Consider the following 19,353-nt stretch of genomic DNA (forward strand, 5'->3'; position numbering starts at 1 on the left):
CACACCTGTGCAGATAATGCTGTTTGCAGGAAGCGTTTCACTGGCTTGGCTCCAAGGGCTTGGCTGGGTGGAATGTTCATGCACCCGGCACAATACGATTTACGCCCAACAGGAGTATGAATGAGCGCCAATCCAGACTTTCTAGCCTCAACCGCCAAGGTTGACGAAGCCGCGGTCAAGCCACTTCCCAATTCACGCAAGGTCTATGTGCAGGGCTCTCGGCCCGACATTCAGGTGCCCATGCGGGAAATTTCACAAGACGATACACCCACGTCTTTCGGCGGCGAGAAAAACCCGCCGATTTATGTGTACGATTGCTCAGGTATTTACACCGATCCCGCCGCGAAAATCGATATTCGTTCTGGATTGCCAGCCATTCGCAGTGCCTGGATTGAAGAGCGGAATGACACGGAGTTGCTCAGCGGCCCCAGTTCCGAATATGGCATCGAACGGCTGAATGACCCCAAGCTGACAGAACTGCGTTTCAACTTGCAACGCAAACCCCGCAAGGCCAAGGCTGGAAAAAATGTGACGCAAATGCATTACGCGCGCCAGGGCATCATTACGCCGGAAATGGAGTACGTGGCTATTCGCGAGAACCTGCGCCGCCAAGAATACATTGAAAGCCTGAAGAATGCTGGTGGCAAGATTGGCAGCAAGATGGTTGATTTGCTGACCCGTCAGCATCCGGGTGAGTCTTTTGGTGCATCCATTCCACAACAGATCACGCCTGAGTTTGTTCGTGATGAAATAGCGCGTGGCAGGGCGATCATTCCCGCCAACATTAACCACCCTGAAATTGAACCCATGATCATTGGTCGCAATTTTCTGGTGAAAATCAACGCCAACATAGGTAACTCGGCCGTATCTTCTTCAATCGGTGAGGAAGTCGAGAAAATGACCTGGGCCATTCGTTGGGGTGGCGACACGGTCATGGACTTGTCCACCGGCAAGCATATTCACGAAACGCGTGAATGGATTTTACGCAACAGCCCGGTGCCGATTGGCACAGTGCCTATTTATCAGGCCCTGGAAAAGGTCAATGGCAAGGCCGAAGACCTGACCTGGGAAATTTTCCGTGACACATTGATTGAGCAAGCCGAGCAGGGTGTGGACTACTTCACCATTCACGCCGGGGTGCGCCTGGCTTATGTGCCGCTTACCGCGAGCCGCATGACAGGGATTGTGTCTCGAGGTGGTTCCATCATGGCGAAATGGTGTCTGGCTCACCACAAGGAAAGCTTCCTGTACGAGCATTTCGAAGACATTTGCGAAATCATGAAAGCCTATGACGTCAGCTTCTCACTGGGCGATGGCTTGCGCCCCGGTTCGGTTTGGGATGCAAATGATGAAGCGCAACTCAGCGAGTTGCGCACTTTGGGCGAACTGACCCAGATTGCCTGGAAGCACGATGTGCAGGTGATGATTGAAGGTCCTGGCCATGTGCCCATGCAATTGATCAAAGAGAACATGGACATTCAGCTGAAGGAATGCCATGAAGCGCCGTTTTATACCCTGGGGCCACTGACCACCGACATCGCCCCGGGTTACGACCACATCACCAGTGGCATTGGTGCGGCACAAATTGGTTGGTACGGTTGCGCCATGCTTTGTTATGTCACCCCCAAAGAACACTTGGGCTTGCCGAACAAGAAAGATGTGAAAGACGGCATCATCACCTACAAAATTGCAGCTCACGCCGCTGATTTGGCCAAAGGCCACCCTGGCGCGCAAATTCGAGACAATGCGTTGTCAAAAGCCCGTTTCGAGTTCCGTTGGGAAGATCAGTTCAATTTGGGTCTGGACCCCGACACGGCCCGTGAATTCCACGATGAAACCCTGCCCAAGCAAAGCATGAAGGTGGCTCACTTCTGTTCCATGTGCGGTCCGCACTTCTGCTCCATGAAAATTACTCAGGATGTACGTGAGTACGCTGAAAAGCTGGGTGTTTCTGAAAAAGAGGCCCTGAGCAAGGGAATGGAGGAAAAATCCATCGAGTTCATCAAGAAAGGGTCTGAGATTTACCACAAGACCTGATTTTTAAAAGAAAAATTGACACCGCCCCCTCGTCTTTGTACGATTAGGCGGTGTTTTTTTCTGATAGGAGTGCTCGGGCCTTTCCCGACCGTATATGGATAGTTCCAGTTGTCGAAGTTGCTCAAACTTCACTGCGCCGTCATTGGCAACCCCCTTCAAAGCGCTCGTTGCGCGTCGTTTTTCCAAGTCCTTCCCGCTTGACAATGCTCCTTTAAGCCTTGTGCTTGATGCCTTCGTTTCGCCCTTGAATCAAGGAGTGTCGACATGGAAGTGCTGATTCTGATTGGTCTTATCGTGACCAATGGCTTGTTTGCCATGTCCGAGATTGCCCTGGTTACCGCCAGAAAGGCCCGGTTGGTGAAGTTGGCTGCAGAAGGCGACAAATCCGCTGCGGTTGCTCTGAAGTTGTCTGAAGATCCCACCAAGTTTTTGTCAACAGTACAAATTGGCATTACATCGATTGGTGTGTTGAGCGGTATCGTGGGTGAGGCGGTATTGGCCAAGCCACTGGCGCTTTGGTTGCAAACCTTCGGCCTGGAAGTGGCAATGACAGACATTGTGTCCACAGCCATTGTGGTTGTTGGTGTTACCTATGTGTCAATTGTGGTCGGTGAACTGGTACCCAAGCGTTTGGGGCAAATCAGCCCGGAGGTTATCGCCCGCTTGGTGGCAAGGCCCATGCAAATTCTCGCAATTGCTACGCGCCCGTTCGTCATGTTCTTGTCCTTTTCCACACGTGGTTTGTTGCGCGTCATGGGTGTGAAAGAAAACACCGACAACGGTGTGACCGAGGAAGAAATTCACGCCATGTTGGACGAGGGCTCCGTTTCGGGCGTGATTGAAAGCAGTGAGCACACCATGCTTCGAAATGTGTTCCGCTTGGACGATCGCCAGCTGGGTTCACTCATGATTCCGCGTTCCGATGTGTTGTATCTCGACATTCGACTGCCCCAGGAAGAAAATCTGAAGCGTGTGATTGAATCGGAATACTCTCGTTTCCCGGTGGTCGACGGCAACCTGGACAACTTGATCGGTGTAATTCATGCCAAACAAGCTTTGGCTTATGCTGCACAGGGCAAGATGCCCGACTTTTCAACCAACTTGCAGCAGTGTGTATTTGTGCCTGAAACCCTGACGGGCATGGAGCTGTTAACCCAGTTCCGCAGCAACAACATGGACATTGCCTTTGTGATCGACGAGTATGGCGAACTTGAAGGCATTGTGACTCTGCACGATTTAATGGAAGCTTTGACTGGTGAATTCACCCCGCACAACAAGGAAGATTCCTGGGCGGTGCAGCGTGAAGATGGTTCGTGGTTGCTGGATGGTGCCATTGCCATTCTGGAACTGAAAGACACTTTGAATATCAAGAGTGTGCCGGAAGAAGAAAAAGGCCGTTACCACACCCTGAGTGGCATGGTGATGTTACTGACCGGGCGCTTGCCTGCCACCGGAGACACCGTGGATTGGGAAGGTTGGCGATTTGAAGTGGTGGATATGGACCAAAAGCGAATTGACAAAATCCTGGCCTCGCCGATCAAGGAAGATGGTGCTCAGTCGGATGAGTCTGCTTAAGACCCTATAAACCGGTAAAAAAAACCATTAAAAAAGCCTCAAGGAAACTTGAGGCTTTTTTGTTGGTGCGTTGCGTGTTGCTTACTCCGCAACCGTTGTTACCCAGTTTTATCGAATCTGTGGGCGACTGCCCCACAGCAGTTTTTCCTGCATTTCACGGGTGGTGTTGCTGGTCGATTCCTGCGGTGCACTTTGCGCGTTGCTGCCACTGCCAAACAAGCCTTTCAACTCAGTTACCTCGCTTTGTGATGACGCGGTGGAGGCGTTCTCAATGCTTGCTTCGCGAATGATTTCTCCGGTGTAGGGGTCGATCACAATGCTGGGGTCTTGCCCTGCCGAGGTTGAAGCGGGTGGAGGGGTTAGCACGATTGAATTGTTGCTGCGCTGTTTGGCTGGCGTATTCATGGCGGCTTGATTGCTGCGCAATTCGCCGGGTTTGGCTGTGCTTAATCTTGCACAGCTTTGTGCTGACAAATTGTTCATCTCGGTCAGCATATTGAACACCGCATGTTCAATCACCATTCGAACACCTTTTTGAATTGGCTCTTGCGTTCGTTCAGCGGCATTCACATCGACCAGGCCATCGCTGAACAGGCGGAAGTAACCCCCATTCAATTCAGTACCAATAATCTGTTTTTGAAGGCTTTGTATGTTCACCACTTCAAGTGTTTTGGTATTCACTACACGCAAATCAACGGCCACATTCATGACAAAGTAGCGAGCTGCGGCGCCGATGAAGCGAATGGATGACTCCAGACTGCCACTGCGAATGTTGTAGTTTACTTCGGTGATGCCCCCCACGATGTGATAGTCAGAGCCTGGCAGCGAACCCGAAAAAATTTGTCGATGTGCTTTGCTGTCCGGGTTGTCAGTGATCAGCTTGTTGTCAGCGTATTTCAATTCCATGTCGGCAATTGAGGTGTCGAAACGCTCAACCATAGGAACTCCTGTTTTTGCCAACGCAGAAATCACCATCAACGCTGCGCCTTGTGTGATTCGTTTTCCGTTGACCAGGTCCTCTTTGCCCGTGAAATCACTGACCCGTCCAACAGCAAAGCGTTTTGCATTGGGACCTCGCCCGCCTATCAGCGGCTTTAGGCATTCCAGTGCCGGGCTGTAGCGGGTTGTGTTTTCCACTACGCTTGCTCCGTCGAAGGGACTCACGTACTGCGCTTCGCTGAAGGAAGGCAGCGTTGTGCATGCACTGGCCGATGCGGCAAGCACCGAGATAAATGCAGATTTTCGAAGCGGATAGCGAAGCATAGTGGGCCTTTTGTATTCAAGAGCAGTAAGTGACTTTGGATCAGAAGCCGCCATCAATCGTGGCGTTCTGAGCGCCATTGTTGATTTGTGTGGCATTAATGACAACGGTGTTGTTGTTGCCGTCGGTTTGTACATTGATCAAGTTGCCGATTGCGGTGGCGGCGAACCCCCAGCCTGGAGAGTCAACTTGGGTGCGGTTGAAATTCGCGTCGCGGCGAGTGCCGGCGGGTGAGTCAATGTCAGTCACGCTGCGCATTCCGAACGGTGTTTCGAATGAGCTGACGTTGCCTTCAAAGGTTTGAGCATTTGCGCTGCTGAGCCCAAGGGCCAGTGTGGCTATACAAAGCTTGACTGTTTTCATTCGATGTTTTCCTAGAGGTTTCCGGGCGGGGCAGGTTGAGAAATTGCCCCGAGCGACCATTGGCTGTAAGTTGTCGCCCGAGGCAAAAAAGTTCAATTAAGGACGTGCGCTGCCAATTGAAATGTTGTTGCCAACTGCAGTGGCAGAAGCGGTCAGGCGTGTGGGATCCCAGCGATATTCTGCGACGGCCACGTTGTCGCTGACATTGCATTGGGCCACTGACAATTCGGCCAGGCTGGTGTTGTCGAGGTTCAGGCTGAAGTTGTTGCCAATTGAAACTGCTTCTACAAGGACTTCGCCGGTTTTTGATGTGCTGCGCTGGGACAGGTTGACTGACGCCAGTTGATCGCCATAGTTGCTTTGGGACACATGGCGAACAGGTACTTTGGATGATGAACTGAGAGAAATGGCAATGTTGTTGCCCACAGCCTGGGCTGAACCGGTGATATCGCCGTTGTCGCGCATGACCACGTTTTTCAGATCAACGATTGCAGCATTGGTGCCGGTGTTGCTTTGAATATAAATGCCGTTGTGGTTTGGGCTGAGGTAATAGCTGCTGTCAAATTCAACATTGGCATCGACTTCAACTTGGCAGTCATTGCCTTGACAGGTGGCGAGCGCAACTGAGTGCATGGACAACAATGCAGCCAGAATGGACAAGGATTTAAGGGATTGCTTCAACATGTGGAGTGCTCCAAGAGTATTGATGAGGGCTAAAAAGACAACGTGCTTCGGGCATTTGGGCAACGAGCGCTGTCGCATTAATGAAAATGCTTCCCTTGAGTGACTGGGGTCGCTCGAAAGTTCAGATCGCCCTTCGTTCTGGATTCCCGGGATTTTCTGGGGCCAAGGGAGTAAAATGCTGGCTTTCCTTGTCACTTACCGAGTGTTCCGTGAATCAAGTAGACATCAAGCCCGTAGAGTTCGATTTGCCCTCACAGGCCAGCCCCTCCACCAGTTGTAAACCGTCCCAGGCTTGGGCTCGTGTTCCGCAGCAGCCCGGACCCGATGAAAGGGCCGCCTTGAAGGCGGAGATCAAGGCTTTGCTAAAAGCCCGTGATGCGGTGTTGGTGGCGCATTATTATGTGGATTCCGAGTTGCAGGATCTGGCTGAAGAAACTGGCGGTTGTGTCTCTGATTCCCTGGAAATGGCGCGTTTTGGGCGCGAGAGCAAGCAGCAGAACCTGGTGGTGGCGGGCGTGCGATTCATGGGGGAGACCAGCAAGATTTTGAACCCCGAGAAGCGTGTGTTCATGCCAGACCTGGATGCCACTTGTTCACTGGACCTGGGATGCCCCTCCGAAGAATTCAATTCGTTTTGTGATCAACACCCCGATCGCACGGTGGTGGTGTATGCCAACACCAGTGCGGCTGTGAAAGCACGCGCAGACTGGATGGTGACTTCCAGTATTGCCTTGGACATCGTGGGCCATTTGCATGCACAGGGGAAAAAGCTGATTTGGGCACCTGATCGGCATTTGGGGCAATACATTCAAAAACAGACTGGCGCCGATATGTTGCTGTGGCAGGGCTCCTGTCTGGTACATGACGAATTCAAGGCCGAAGAACTCAAGATGCTAAAAGCCCAGCACCCGCAGGCCATGGTGTTGGTGCACCCGGAATCACCCGCCGATGTGGTTGCATTGGCCGATGTGGTGGGTTCGACCACTCAGCTGATCAAGGCCACGCAAACCCCGGGTGTGGATACCTATATTGTGGCCACTGACAACGGCATTCTTCATAAAATGCGTCAGTTCGCACCGGGTAAAACCTTGATTGAAGCGCCTACCGCAGGTAATTCAGCCACTTGCAAAAGCTGCGCCCATTGCCCCTGGATGGCCATGAATGGTTTGAAAAACCTGCGCGATGTATTGAAGACCGGGTTTGATACTGGCCTGGGCGAGGTGCATGTGGACGCCGCGCTGGGCCAACAGGCTTACCGCTGCATCGACCGAATGCTGGATTTCGCGAAAACACATGGTATTTCAGGGCCGCGTGGTCAGGGTCGCCTGGAACAGGCGCACAAGGGAGTGGGTCCAGCATGAGCCGCTCAGAACTCTTTCAATCGTTTGGACCCGCGCTTGAGCTGGCTTTGCTAAAAAAATGTGCATGATGCCATTGCCGAGGACATGGGCAATACTGACTGGACCGGTTTATTGGTGCCAGAGGGCAAGCGATGCAGGGCGCAGCTACTGTGCCGTGACAAAGCGGTGGTGTGTGGACAGGACTGGTTCAACGGTGTGTTTAACGCACTGTGCCCGGATGCCTTGGTGCGTTGGCAAGTGCCGGAAGGGTATGAAGTTCAGGCTGGCACGGTGGTGTGTGAGATTGATGCCCTGGCCCGTCCACTGTTGACCGCCGAGCGATCTGCGATGAATTATTTGCAGCTGCTTTCCGCAGTGGCTACCCGAACACGCCATTTTGTACGCCTGATCGAGGGTACCAAGGCATCGATCCTGGATACCCGAAAAACCCTGCCGGGTATGCGTTTGGCGCAGAAGTATGCAGTGCGTGTAGGGGGCGGTTTGAATCAGCGTTTGGCGTTGTATGACGGTATTTTGATCAAGGAAAACCACATTGCTGCCGCAGGGGGAATTGCTCCGGTTCTGGCCAATGCCGATGCTTTGGGTGCGCCGCATGTGAGTGTGCAAATCGAAGTTGAAAGTCTGGTTCAGCTTGAAGAAGCCTTGCAGGCCGGTGCCAAGTCAGTGTTGCTGGACAACTTTGGACTGGAAGCCATGCGTGTGGCCGTTGAGGTGAACAAAGGCAGGGCCATTCTGGAGGCCTCGGGCGGAGTAAATGAGCACACGGTGCGTGCCATTGCCGAGACCGGTGTTGATCGAATTTCGATCGGGTCGTTAACAAAAGACATCACGGCGGTGGACTTCTCGCTTCGAGTTCTGGACTAAGCGCGAATTGCTGTTTTTTAGTCCACTGCCGAGCATGCCATCTACATTCGCCGATGGGGAGATAAACATGCTCAGGGTGGGCCATGAATACCCGCCGGGTTGCCAATAAAAACCGCTTTCACTTCTTCTTCGGTCGTTGTAGCACAGTGGGAAATGCCTTCGGCAGAGTGCCCGGATAGTCAGCGCTGAAATGCAGACCACGGCTTTCCTTGCGGCTTAGTGCGCTTGTTACGATCAAATCGGCCACATCCACCAGGTTGCGTAATTCGAGCAAATCGCGGCTGACACGGAAGTTGCTGTAAAACTCCAGAATCTCCTCACGAAGCAACTGGATACGGTGCTGGGCGCGTTCCAAGCGTTTGTCGGTTCTCACAATACCCACGTAGTTCCACATGGTCTGGCGAAGTTCAGCCCAGTTGTGGGAAATCACCACTTCCTCATCCGGATCGGTAACCCGGCTTTCATCCCAATCGGGCAAACCCATGGTTTCGCGGTGTGGTTTGGTCAAAATATGATTGGCGGCGGCTTGCCCCAGCACTACGCACTCCAGCAAGCTGTTGCTGGCCAGACGATTGGCACCGTGCAGGCCGGTGTAGGCGGTTTCGCCCACGGCATACAGCCCGGGAATGTCAGTGCGGGCGTTGTGATCGGTCACCACGCCACCGCAAGTGTAATGCGCTGCTGGCACGACAGGGATACCTTGCTTGGTGATGTCGATACCCAGTTCGAGACAGCGTTTGTAGATGGTGGGGAAATGTTTTTTCAGTTTCTCTGCCGGTTCGTGACTGATGTCCAGGTATACGCAATCCAGGCCGCGTTTTTTCATTTCAAAGTCAATGGCGCGCGCCACGACATCGCGCGGTGCAAGTTCCGCCCTTTCGTCGTGCTCGGGCATGAAGCGTGTGCCATCGGGCAGTTTCAGCAAACCACCTTCGCCTCGCACTGCTTCGGTAATCAAAAAGCTTTTGGCGTAAGGATGGTACAGGCAGGTGGGGTGAAACTGGATGAACTCCATATTGGCAATTCGACAGCCTGCCCGCCAGGCCATCGCGATGCCGTCACCTGTGGCTGTGTCGGGGTTGGTGGTGTAGTTGTACACTTTGCCCGCCCCGCCGCAGGCGAGCACGATGTACGGGCAGGTCAGGGTGAGTACGCGTTGCGATTGCTCGTCGAGAATATAGGCGCCCAGGATACCGGCTTTTTTCTCGCTCAGCCGGTCACCGGTGATCAGGTCGATCACCATGTGGTGCTCAAACAATTGAATGTTGGGGTGGTTGCGCGCTTTGGCTTCCAGCGTGGTTTGTACCGCGTCGCCTGTAGCATCGGCCACATGCAGAATTCGCCTGCGGCTGTGCCCGCCTTCCCGGGTCAGGTGGAATCCGTTGGGTTCGGTGTTGCTGGGGCCTTCTTCGTCTTCGCGCGAGAAGGGCACCCCCTGTTCAACCAGCCAGTCAATCGATTTCGATGCATTTTCCAGAATGAACTGCACTGCATCCCGTTCACACAGGCCACCACCGGCGACCAGGGTGTCTTGCACATGTTCGGCCACGCTATCAGCCGGGTCGCGCACCGCGGCAATGCCGCCTTGGGCCCAACGGCTTGCCGAGTCGGAAACCGAGCGTTTGCAAACAATGGCCACTTTGAGTTTGTCGGCCAATTGCAAGGCGGTGGTGAGTCCAGCCAAACCACTGCCAATGATGGCGACATCGAACTGTTTCATTTTCACGGTGATGCTTTGAATGTGTGAATTGTCATGCCCACATCATATCGAAGCAGACGGGACTCGGGTCAAATACAACCAAATTTGACGCGGTATTTGAACGCTTTAGAGGTGTTGAACCAGCTGGTCGTGGTTACCCACCAGGTGTTTCAGTTTGAATTCCTCAAACGGCATGGGTTTGGACAACCAGAAGCCTTGGACATAATCGGCCCCCAGTTTTTTGACCAATTCGTATTCAGACTGGGTTTCCACGCCTTCAGTGGTGACCAGCAAGCCCATGATGTGGCCCATTTCGATGGTGGATTCAAGAATGATCTGTCCATCCATGTCCAGGTCTGCGCCCTGCACCAGTGAGCGGTCAATTTTCAACTCGGTGACCGGGAAGCGTTTCAGATAGGCCAGAGAGGAGTAGCCAGTGCCAAAGTCGTCCACCGCGATCTGAAAATGCATGGCGGCCAGTTGATTGAGTGCGTCCAAGGCCTGTTCGGGATCCCGCATGGCGGCGCTTTCAGTGATTTCCAGCACGATGTGGCGAGAGGCCTCCGGTTGCTGTTCATGCATGTGGTGCATGAAATCAATCAGTCCGGAGTCTTCGAGGTCCATGGCCGAAAGGTTGAGCGACAGCCTGATGTTTTGATTGGCACAAAGATTGATGATGGCGTAGGTTTGTTTGATCACCAGGCGAGTGATGTCGCGGATCATGCCGGTTTGCTCGGCAAGTTCAATAAAGGCGCCTGGTGCAATCAAGCCATGAACAGGGTGGTTCCAGCGCAACAACACTTCTGCCTGGTTAATGTTGTTGGTGCGCAGGTTTAATTTGGGTTGAAAAAACAGGCAAAACTCGTTGTCAATGATTGCTTTGCGCAGTTGCGCAATCAGTTCAAGGCGATTGGCTGAGCGCTGTTCAAGCCGAGCCTCGAAAACGATGTTGGTCTGGCGTGTTTTCTTGGCCAGTTGGCGTGCGATTTCTGCCCGGCGCATGAGTGTTTCAGGGCATTGGCCATGTTCAGGATAATGTGCAAGGCCAGCGTGGCTTTGAATGTCCAGTTGATAGTTTTGTACGCGCAGTGAGCCCTGTAAAATACGCTTTAATGTGTGTTTTTTCAGCATGCTTTCCAGCAGTTTTCGTGGCATTAGCATGCAGAAGATATTGCCTTCGAGTCTGGCAATGACGAGGTTTTCACGGCAAATGCGACTGGCCTTGCGTGCCACTTTGACCAAGACCTTGTCCGCAACATCGTGCCCAAGTACCTCGTTAATGCTGTCGAGGTTATCGATGCCCCAAATCAAAATACTCAATGGTTCACGTGCGCATTGTGTGCGCTCTCGCAAGGCAAGCGTCAAATAGGCGCGGTTGTCCAGTCCGGTCAATTGATCTTTGTAGGCAGTGCGACGAATCACCTTGTCACGTTCTTGCAGACTTTTTGCCATCCGGTTGAATGTGGACGCCAATTGGTTGATTTCGCGGATGGAGCTGTCGGGAAGGCGCCAGTCGTAATTACCTTCAGCCATAAGTTGGGCGCTGGTGGTGATTTCCCCCAAGGGGTGCGTGATGGACTGGCTGATCCAGCGGCTGCACAAGGTACTGATCAGCAATACCAGCACAGCAAGGCCAAGTGCCTCTTCGGCCCGCATGCTGAGTGGTGTGCTGCTTGTCGAGTGCGTGGCCCACAAGGTAATCGTTTGGTGTGTGGCCTGCTCGCGAGGCAGCCTTGCCTGGAGTGCATGCAGGCGTACACCGTTTTCACACTTGAATCGATGAATTCTCGATGCCGAGGGGGGGTGGGAAGGTTCGCAATCTTTAGGCCAGTGCAAGGTGCCTTGCGCATCTTCCAGATCGCCAGAGTGGTAATACACCGGCGTCATGGCCAGGGTGTGGTCGTGCCCCGAGTGGTCGGTGTGATCAATGGCCTGTGCTTTTGCGGTAAGCAGTTGGTCCATACGTTCAGCCAGTTGCTCACTGATCTGATTATTCAAAATGGCATAGATGCACAGGGACAGTGCCAGCAAAGCGGTAATGCAAACCAGTAAAGCGCGTGAGTGAAGCGAAATGATGCCGCTGTTGGCAATGAGTGCACGCAACAGCCCGATTTTTTGCGATGAAAGCATGCCGTGTTGAATTTGCGGGATTGAGCCTGATTAAAGCAAATTCAGAGACGGCTCGGCATACCGCAAGAGGGGAGGTCTGTTTGAGCCGTATCAGCGCACGCGGTAGAGAAGGTCCCAAACGCCGTGGCCAAGCTTCAATCCGCGATTTTCGAACTTGGTCAACGGCCGATCATCGGGGCGTGGTACAAAAGGTGTCGATGCCACATTCTGCCAATCGGGCGCTACGCTGAGAACATCATGCATGTGGTGGGCATAATTTTCCCAGTCGGTGGCACAGTGCAGCACCCCGCCAGGTTTCATCTTTTTCGCCAGTTTGGCCACGAATTCGGGTTGAATGAGTCGCCGTTTGTGGTGGCGGGCCTTACGCCAAGGGTCGGGAAAGTACAGAAGCACTTTGTCCAGGCTGGCATCGGGGATCATGTCGCGAAGGACGTCCACGACATCGTGTGAAATGATCCGGATATTTTCGATGCCTTCTTCTTCGATCTTCTTGATCAGCGAGCCTACACCCGCTGTATAAATTTCCACACCCAGATAGTTCACCTCCGGGTGTGCTTTGGCAATTTTGGCGGTGGTTTCGCCCATGCCAAAGCCGATTTCAAGCCAGTTGGGCTGGCCTTGCGTGCCCCATTGCCTGTCGAAGTCGATTGACGACTGCGAGCTGTAAGTGATGCCCCACTTAGGCATGCCTTCTTCAACTGCTCGTTCCTGGGCGCGTGAAATGTGCCCCCGACGTTTCACAAAACTTTTGATGTGCTGGTCGCGAAACGGATTGTCGGGGGTTTGGTCTGTCATTTTGAGCTGGAGGAAATAACGCCCTCCACAGGGGAAGAGGGACTGGCTGTGTAAAACTTTTTCGGCATTCTACCTGCAAGAAAGGCCTCGCGACCTGCCTGTGTGGCCAAACGCATGGCACGTGCCATTTGCACCGGGTTCTGTGCCTTGGCGATTGCGGTGTTCATCAATACACCAGCACAACCCAATTCCATGGCAATTGCAGCATCGGAGGCTGTGCCAACACCGGCATCCACAATCACAGGTACCTGTGCTTTTTCCAGTATCAGGTTGATGTTCCACGGGTTCAAAATACCCATGCCAGAACCAATGAGCGAGGCCAACGGCATGATGGCCAAACAGCCAGCATCCTCGAGTTTGCGGGCGTAAATGGGATCGTCGGAGCAGTACACCATCACGTCAAAACCATCGGCGACCAGTTCTTTGGCTGCAATCAATGTCTCTTCCATGTCGGGGTACAAGTTGGTGGGATCGCCCAGAACTTCGAGTTTGCACAGGTTGTGACCGTCCAGCAGTTCGCGGCCCAGGCGCAAGGTGCGCACGGCGTCTTTGGCGGTGTAGCAACCCGCTGAATTGGGGAGGTAAGTGAATTGGCTGGGAGGAATGTAATCGAGCAGGCTCGCTTCGCCCGCGTTTTGACCAATGTTGGTGCGGCGAATCGCGACAGTGACGATTTCCGCGCCGCTCTCGGTGATTGCGTCACGGGTTTCATCCAGGCTGGCATATTTGCCGGTGCCCACCAGCAAACGGCTGGTGAATTCGCGGTTGCCCACTTTCCAGGTGTCGTTGTTTTTCTCGATTTGTGTATTCATGGGGGTACTGCTCCTGATAGTTTAACCACCGCCCACAGCGACCACGATTTCCAGGCTGGCCCCAGGGTTCAATGGTGTGTTGGCATGCTGGCTTTTGGGCACAATTTCGCCATTCAATTCGACAGCGATGCGCTTGCCGTTCAGTTGGAGGCTTTCCACAAGGTGCGCCACAGTGCTGTTTTCGGGCATTTCACGATTTTCACCGTTGACTGTAACTTGAATCATGGCTTGAGCGAATGAGCTTGTGTAAGTTTGTTACTATCGATTAACGCGATAATCAAACCGGATCGATCTTGCTTGCAAGTCTTGATTCTCTCATTATCTGAAAACGAAATAACCGAGCGGCGCACAGAAACCGGAGCCTACATGCACTCAGTAGTTCATTTGTTGAAAAGTACCACCTTCCCCAGCGTGAAGCGCTTGAATCTTGAAACCATTCAGGTCAACCTGGGTTATCTGTGCAATCAAAGCTGTACCCATTGTCATGTGAATGCCGGCCCCAATCGCACCGAGTTGATGCAAGACGAGCAAATTGACCAGCTCATTGCCTTGATGAACCAAGGCTGGGTGAAAAAGCTTGATTTGACCGGCGGTGCGCCCGAGATGAACCCACGCTTCAAGCGCTTGGTACTTGCTGCGCGCAATGCTGGAGTGCATGTGATTGACCGCTGCAACCTGACCATTTTGAGTGAGCCGGGATATGAGGATTTGGCCCGGTTTCTCGCTGAAAACGAGGTGGAAATTTTTGCATCCTTGCCTTGTTACCTGGAAGACAATGTGGACAAACAAAGGGGCAAAGGCGTATTCGATGCAAGCATTGCGGGTTTGCAAAAACTGAATGCCTTGGGCTATGGCGAGAAGTTGCGCCTGACCCTGGTATTCAACCCGCAAGGTCCTTCCTTGCCGCCACCCCAGCAAGCCCTGGAAGCGGATTACAAAGCAGTGTTGTTCGACAAGTTTGGCATTCGCTTCACTGGCTTGGTGACAATTACAAACATGCCGATCGCCCGTTTTGGTAGCACGCTGATCAGTAAGGGCACGTTCGAGACTTACATGAATACCTTGAAAGGCGCTTACCGGGAAAGTAACCTTGAGTCGGTCATGTGCCGAAGTCTCGTCTCGATTGATTATGAAGGCAAGCTGTACGATTGCGATTTCAATCAGCAATTGGGGTGGCCCGTGCGAGATTCTCAGGGCAGAGCATTGACGTTGGCCGACTTGACGCAAACCGCGCTTGATTCAATTGAGGTAGTGGTTGGCGACCACTGTTATGGTTGCACGGCGGGTCAGGGCAGCAGTTGTGGCGGTGCTTTGGCTGCCTGATTGTCAGGGGTGGCCAATGCCATGTGCTGGCTTTTCTCCATGAGGCGTTTTGCGAGCCGCAAAGCGCTCTCGGATTCCTGAGAGGCCGACTCTGCCACTTGTTCAACCTGGCTAAGCAAGTTGGACCAAGCGGTTTGATTCACCGCCATGTATTCGGCCAGTTTGTTCGATTCATGTTGACCTGCATTGATTTTCTGGCTGGCCAACACCAATCCTTCAATGGATTCTTTCAAGGCCTGTTGGCTTTGTTCGACCAGTTGCTGCAGTTGCCGACTGTTCTCGGGTTCTGTCAGGGTGAGCTCCATTTGCGAGGCATCCAGCCTGCCCAGTAGCTGTCGGCTCACTTCTCCAGCCTTTCGCAAGCCTTGTGCTGCGCTGCGTATGTCTGAACGCAAACCCTCAAGCTGGGTTTGCATGATCTCCATATGGCTTTCCGCTTTGGCATTGCGATGTTCGCTGTTCAACGTTGACTTAACAACCTGGGTGCCTTGAGTGGACAGCTGGTGGAACGATCTTGCAAATTGCAACACAGCCCGTCCACTTTGGTTGAGCTCTTCGAGTTGTTGGCCAATTTGCAGCAAGGTGCCGCGGTGCTCCAGTTGCTGGTTGCTGTTTAGCGCTTTCAGTACACCTTCAAGTGCAGCATGGGCGCCCTCGCGTTTTTGATCATTTTCCTGTTGGCTATGCAAAGCGCGGCTTAACATTTGCACACGGCGGCCCAGCGCAAGTGTTTTACGATGGGTGTTCCATTGAACGCCCAGGGCCAAACCAATTGAAGCCAGTAGGGCAGCCAGTCCAAACAGCAGCACTAGATAACCGTTGGTAGCCTGGGCAATGTGTGCTTTCAGCAGGGCAAGCTTGGGCAGTGTGTCCAAGCGAAGTTGGGTTTCAAGTTGACGCTGGGTGTCCAGATCAGAATTGACACCCGCCACCGGGCGTGAGAGTGCTTCAATGCTCTGAGTCAGCAACACTTGCAGGTTTTGACTGTGCAGGGGACCAAACCACTGTACCCCATTGTTTTGCTGGCTGACTTGCTGCCCCAGACCCAGCAACGCTTTCAAGCCTTGAGGCTGGACGTTTTCAATCCCGGGGCTGTTGAGGGCCAGCAATTCTTGTTGAATGCGACCTTCAACCAGATTAATTTGGGCCAGTTGGGTATTGCGAATGCTGTCCGACTGACTTTTGGCGAACAGGCCGGCCGCGAACACAAACAGGGCTGCAATGAGCAGGCCTGCTGAAAACTGCCCCAACTGCCGAACAAACTTGGGCCTGACCGGCGTTGGGGCGTGGTCTTCAAACGCTTTGGCGGGGTCGGCTTTGGGGTCGGTCATTGATCCATGGGTTTTGGTTTTTAGATTTGAGTCATCTCAAAATCTTCTTTGCGAGCGCCGCATTCGGGGCATACCCAGTTGGGAGGAACATCTTCCCATTTCGTGCCTGGAGCAATACCTTCATCAGGTACACCCGCTGCTTCATCGTATACCCAACCGCAAATCAAACAAATCCAAGTATTCATTCTGAGCTACTTCCAGAAAAAAAATTGCAACGGGTGGATAATACTGAGTTTGGCAGCCGACTACAAAGGTTGCCGGTCTTTTTTGGGTTTTGAATGACACTGACTGTACCTTTGGTGCTGACCTTTTCGGCATCAGATCCCACTGCTGGCGCGGGTTTACAAGCCGATGCACTGACTGTTTCTGCGCTGGGTGCACATCCCTTGACCATTCTCACCGGGCTGACTGCCCAGAACACGGTGGGCGTGGTGCGCTTCGACGCATGCACTCGTGACTGGATTGATGATCAATTAAACGCATTGTTGGACGACGGCATTGCACCAAGCGCGATCAAAACCGGCGTATTGGGTAGCGAAGGTGCTGTGGCGGCAGTGATGAGAGTGAAAGGCCTCTGGCCCTCGGTGCCGCTGGTGGTCGACCCTGTGCGGGCCTCTGGGCGGGGCGACGCATTTGGCGGGCAGACCTTGTTTGACAGTTACAGAAACCAGCTATTCCCGTTGGTTGATTTGTTGACTCCCAACTGGCCTGAAGCTCAGGCATTTACCGGCGCACACAGTGTGGATGAGGCGGGTGAGCGCTTGTTGCAAATGGGCTGCAAGGCGGTGCTGTTGAAAGGCGAACATCTTGATTCGGGCGATGTGGTGAATCGCCTGTATGTGTCAGGACAAAAAGTGGTTGAATTCCCTTGCGAACGCCTCCCCGGGCAATATCACGGTTCGGGTTGCACTCTGGCCAGTGCCTGTGCAGTGGGGCTTGGGCAGGGTTTAAGCGTTCAGGAGGCGGTTGAATTGGCTCTGGAGTACACCTGGCAAGCCCTGAGTTGTGGTTTTGCAGTGGGCAAAGGCCAGTTGGTTCCGGACCGAATGCACCTGATGCAATACTTGGAAGAGGATGGCGATGGCGACTCGGTGCAATAGCGTGGATGGCGGATTGATCAGGGGTGTTTACGCCATTACGCCAGAGCGTTCGCCCGTGTGGACTCCAGATGCGATCGTGGATTGCGTTGCCGCGGCGTTGGACGGCGGCATACGCCTGTTTCAGTGCAGGCAAAAGAATTGGGACCAAGCGGAGCTAATCGAGTTTGTGGCCCAATTGGACGCCTTGTGCCAAAAGTACGATGCGACGCTGATTTTGAATGACGTGTCCTCGGCAGAGTTTTCAGAATTTGAGGGTGGCGTCGTCGCTGGCGTGCATTTGGGTAGAACCGATGAGGCCATTGCTCAGGCCCGAAGCAGGCTGGGCAGCAAATGGGTGGTGGGTGCTTCTTGTTACAATCAGTTTGAGTTGGCCGAACAAGCCGTGCGTGATGGCGCCAGTTATGTGGCCTTTGGAGCCATGTATCCCAGCAGCACCAAACCGCAAGCGGTGCGAGCCGAGCTTGAATTGTTTGCCCGGGCCAGCAACTTGGGTGTGCCCAGCGTGGCGATTGGCGGCATTACGATTGAGCGGGTGCCTGAATTAATCAAAGCAGGTGCACAAGCAGTGGCTGTGGTGAATGGTTTGTTTGGCATGGAACCCAATGCTGGGCTGGTTTGCAGTGTGGCGCAACAGTGGGTGGATGTCGTGAATGGATGTAGTTCAGTTAATTTAGCGGAGTCCTGAGAATGAGTAGTCAAGAAGTGAGTCAGAACGAAGTGCTGTTTGAGCGCGCGCAGAAAACAATTCCCGGAGGTGTGAATTCGCCGGTGCGTGCATTTCGTTCTGTGGGTGGTACGCCGCGTTTTTTTAAGCGGGCCAATGGCCCTTACGTGTGGGACGCCGATGACAAGCGTTACATCGACTACATTGGTTCTTGGGGCCCTGCAGTACTGGGTCACGCCCATCCCGAAGTAATCAAGGCTGTTCAAGACGCTGCAGTGGGTGGTTTGAGCTTTGGTGCGCCCACGGAAGGTGAAATCGTGATGGCAGAAACACTGTGCGAAATGTTGCCTTCCCTGGAGCAGGTTCGCTTGGTAAGTTCCGGCACTGAGGCGACCATGAGCGCGATTCGTCTTGCCCGGGGTTTCACTGGCCGTGACACCATTGTGAAATTCGAAGGTTGCTATCATGGCCATGCCGACAGCCTGCTGGTCAAGGCGGGATCAGGTTTGCTGACTTTTGGTAACCCGACCTCTGCGGGTGTGCCCGAAGATTTTGCCAAACACACCCGCGTGCTGGACTACAACAATGTGGAGCAACTGCATGAGTTGTTCAAAGCCAGTGGCAGCAGCATTGCATGCGTGATCGTGGAGCCAGTGGCGGGCAACATGAACCTCATCAAGCCCACCCGCGAGTTTTTGAATACATTGCGCGAGTTGTGCACTCAGCATGGCGCGGTATTGATTTTTGATGAGGTCATGACCGGATTCCGTGTAGGCCCACAGGGTGTGCAAGGTGTGTATGGCATTACTCCTGATTTGACTACACTGGGGAAAATCATCGGCGGTGGCATGCCAATGGGTGCGTTTGGAGGCCGTAAAGACATCATGGCCTGTATTGCACCTTTGGGATCTGTCTATCAGGCCGGTACCTTGAGCGGCAACCCGGTGGCTGTGGCGGCAGGCTTGACCACGATGTGTTTGTTGAAGCAAGACGGTTTTTACGAGAAGCTGGAAACCCAAACCCGCAAGTTGGTGGAAGCGTTTAACCAAGTGGCGTATGCCCACGGTGAAACCTTTTGCGCAGACAGCATTGGCGGCATGTTCGGTATTTATTTCAGCGAAAAAGTACCCAGCAGTTTTGCCGAGGTAAGCGCGTCCAACCGTGACCGTTTCAACAGGTTTTTCCATGCCATGCTGGATGCAGGCGTGTACCTCGCACCTTCGGCTTACGAGGCTGGGTTTGTGTCAGTGACGCACGATGATGTCGTGATCGAAGCCACCAAGGTGGCGATAGACAAAGCGTTTGCTGCAATTAAATAAAGCGTTGTTTTGAAAACAAAAAACCGCCTGAGTGA

General features: G+C 53.3%; 17 protein-coding genes and 1 pseudogene. 8 read left to right on the top strand and 10 right to left on the bottom strand.

Going from position 1 to position 19,353, the window contains the following annotated elements; translation table 11 throughout:
* Positions 1-120: 120 nt before the first annotated feature.
* Both thiC and A0129_RS00745 read left to right on the top strand, forming a co-directional pair.
* Positions 121-2,037: a phosphomethylpyrimidine synthase ThiC gene (gene thiC, locus A0129_RS00740; RefSeq protein ID WP_291711486.1), complete on the top strand. Its 1,917-nt coding sequence runs from the start codon at positions 121-123 to the stop codon at positions 2,035-2,037.
* Positions 2,038-2,301: 264 nt separating this feature from the next.
* Positions 2,302-3,612, top strand: coding sequence for a hemolysin family protein (locus tag A0129_RS00745; protein WP_291711488.1), 1,311 nt, complete (start codon positions 2,302-2,304; stop codon positions 3,610-3,612).
* A gap of 108 nt (positions 3,613-3,720) precedes the next feature.
* On the opposite strand, the gene A0129_RS00750 is transcribed toward A0129_RS00745, so the two are convergent.
* From A0129_RS00750 to A0129_RS00760, 3 genes are all read right to left on the bottom strand, one after another.
* On the bottom strand, positions 3,721-4,875 hold the full coding sequence (locus tag A0129_RS00750) for a CsgG/HfaB family protein (protein ID WP_291711490.1): 1,155 nt from the start codon (positions 4,873-4,875) through the stop codon (positions 3,721-3,723).
* 40 nt (positions 4,876-4,915) lie between these two features.
* Positions 4,916-5,236, bottom strand: coding sequence for a hypothetical protein (locus A0129_RS00755; protein WP_291711492.1), 321 nt, complete (start codon positions 5,234-5,236; stop codon positions 4,916-4,918).
* 96 nt (positions 5,237-5,332) lie between these two features.
* Entirely contained in the window at positions 5,333-5,920 is a 588-nt protein-coding gene (locus A0129_RS00760; RefSeq protein WP_291711494.1) for a hypothetical protein, read from the bottom strand.
* Between the two features lie 224 nt (positions 5,921-6,144).
* On the opposite strand from A0129_RS00760, the gene nadA reads away from it, so the two are divergent.
* Positions 6,145-7,281 carry a quinolinate synthase NadA gene (gene nadA, locus A0129_RS00765; RefSeq protein ID WP_291711646.1) on the top strand — a complete coding sequence of 379 codons (1,137 nt, stop codon included), beginning with the start codon at positions 6,145-6,147 and terminating at the stop codon, positions 7,279-7,281.
* Positions 7,278-8,145, top strand: a pseudogene (gene nadC / locus A0129_RS00770) (carboxylating nicotinate-nucleotide diphosphorylase). The gene nadA and the pseudogene nadC overlap by 4 nt, the downstream one beginning before the upstream one ends.
* A 118-nt stretch (positions 8,146-8,263) precedes the next feature.
* Here the strand turns inward: nadC and nadB are convergent.
* The 5 genes from nadB to thiS all read right to left on the bottom strand — a co-directional run bounded on the left by nadB (position 8,264) and on the right by thiS (position 13,803).
* Entirely contained in the window at positions 8,264-9,865 is a 1,602-nt protein-coding gene (gene nadB / locus A0129_RS00775) for an L-aspartate oxidase (protein ID WP_291711498.1), read from the bottom strand.
* A gap of 105 nt (positions 9,866-9,970) precedes the next feature.
* Positions 9,971-11,974, bottom strand: coding sequence for a bifunctional diguanylate cyclase/phosphodiesterase (locus tag A0129_RS00780; RefSeq protein WP_291711500.1), 2,004 nt, complete (start codon positions 11,972-11,974; stop codon positions 9,971-9,973).
* 90 nt (positions 11,975-12,064) lie between these two features.
* Positions 12,065-12,769 (bottom strand): tRNA (guanosine(46)-N7)-methyltransferase TrmB, encoded by a 705-nt coding sequence (trmB, locus tag A0129_RS00785; RefSeq protein ID WP_291711502.1) that lies wholly within the window; start codon positions 12,767-12,769, stop codon positions 12,065-12,067.
* Positions 12,766-13,581 (bottom strand): thiazole synthase, encoded by an 816-nt coding sequence (locus A0129_RS00790; protein ID WP_291711504.1) that lies wholly within the window; start codon positions 13,579-13,581, stop codon positions 12,766-12,768. Before A0129_RS00790 ends, trmB begins: the two co-directional genes overlap by 4 nt.
* 21 nt (positions 13,582-13,602) lie before the next feature.
* Positions 13,603-13,803 (bottom strand): sulfur carrier protein ThiS, encoded by a 201-nt coding sequence (thiS, locus tag A0129_RS00795; RefSeq protein ID WP_291711648.1) that lies wholly within the window; start codon positions 13,801-13,803, stop codon positions 13,603-13,605.
* Between the two features lie 144 nt (positions 13,804-13,947).
* Between thiS and arsS the strand changes: the two genes are divergently transcribed.
* Positions 13,948-14,904 (top strand): arsenosugar biosynthesis radical SAM (seleno)protein ArsS, encoded by a 957-nt coding sequence (gene arsS, locus A0129_RS00800; protein ID WP_291711506.1) that lies wholly within the window; start codon positions 13,948-13,950, stop codon positions 14,902-14,904.
* Here the strand turns inward: arsS and A0129_RS00805 are convergent.
* Both A0129_RS00805 and A0129_RS00810 read right to left on the bottom strand, forming a co-directional pair.
* A complete protein-coding gene (locus A0129_RS00805) occupies positions 14,868-16,235 on the bottom strand; it encodes a hypothetical protein (RefSeq protein WP_291711508.1) in 1,368 nt (455 codons plus the stop codon). The genes arsS and A0129_RS00805 overlap by 37 nt on opposite strands.
* 20 nt (positions 16,236-16,255) lie before the next feature.
* Entirely contained in the window at positions 16,256-16,420 is a 165-nt protein-coding gene (locus tag A0129_RS00810; protein ID WP_008249735.1) for a rubredoxin, read from the bottom strand.
* 93 nt (positions 16,421-16,513) lie between these two features.
* Here A0129_RS00810 and A0129_RS00815 point away from each other — a divergent pair, with 93 nt between their 5' ends.
* Genes A0129_RS00815 through hemL form a run of 3 tightly spaced genes read left to right on the top strand, consistent with a single transcriptional unit; the run spans position 16,514 to position 19,318 of the window.
* Complete coding sequence (locus A0129_RS00815; RefSeq protein WP_291711510.1) at positions 16,514-17,335, top strand: hydroxymethylpyrimidine/phosphomethylpyrimidine kinase; 822 nt, start codon at positions 16,514-16,516, stop codon at positions 17,333-17,335.
* Positions 17,316-18,020 (top strand): thiamine phosphate synthase, encoded by a 705-nt coding sequence (gene thiE / locus A0129_RS00820; RefSeq protein ID WP_291711512.1) that lies wholly within the window; start codon positions 17,316-17,318, stop codon positions 18,018-18,020. Before A0129_RS00815 ends, thiE begins: the two co-directional genes overlap by 20 nt.
* A 2-nt stretch (positions 18,021-18,022) precedes the next feature.
* Positions 18,023-19,318: a glutamate-1-semialdehyde 2,1-aminomutase gene (gene hemL / locus A0129_RS00825; RefSeq protein ID WP_291711513.1), complete on the top strand. Its 1,296-nt coding sequence runs from the start codon at positions 18,023-18,025 to the stop codon at positions 19,316-19,318.
* Positions 19,319-19,353 lie beyond the last annotated feature (35 nt).

The sequence above is a fragment of the Limnobacter sp. CACIAM 66H1 genome (assembly GCF_001601825.1).
Lineage (GTDB): Bacteria > Pseudomonadota > Gammaproteobacteria > Burkholderiales > Burkholderiaceae_B > Limnobacter.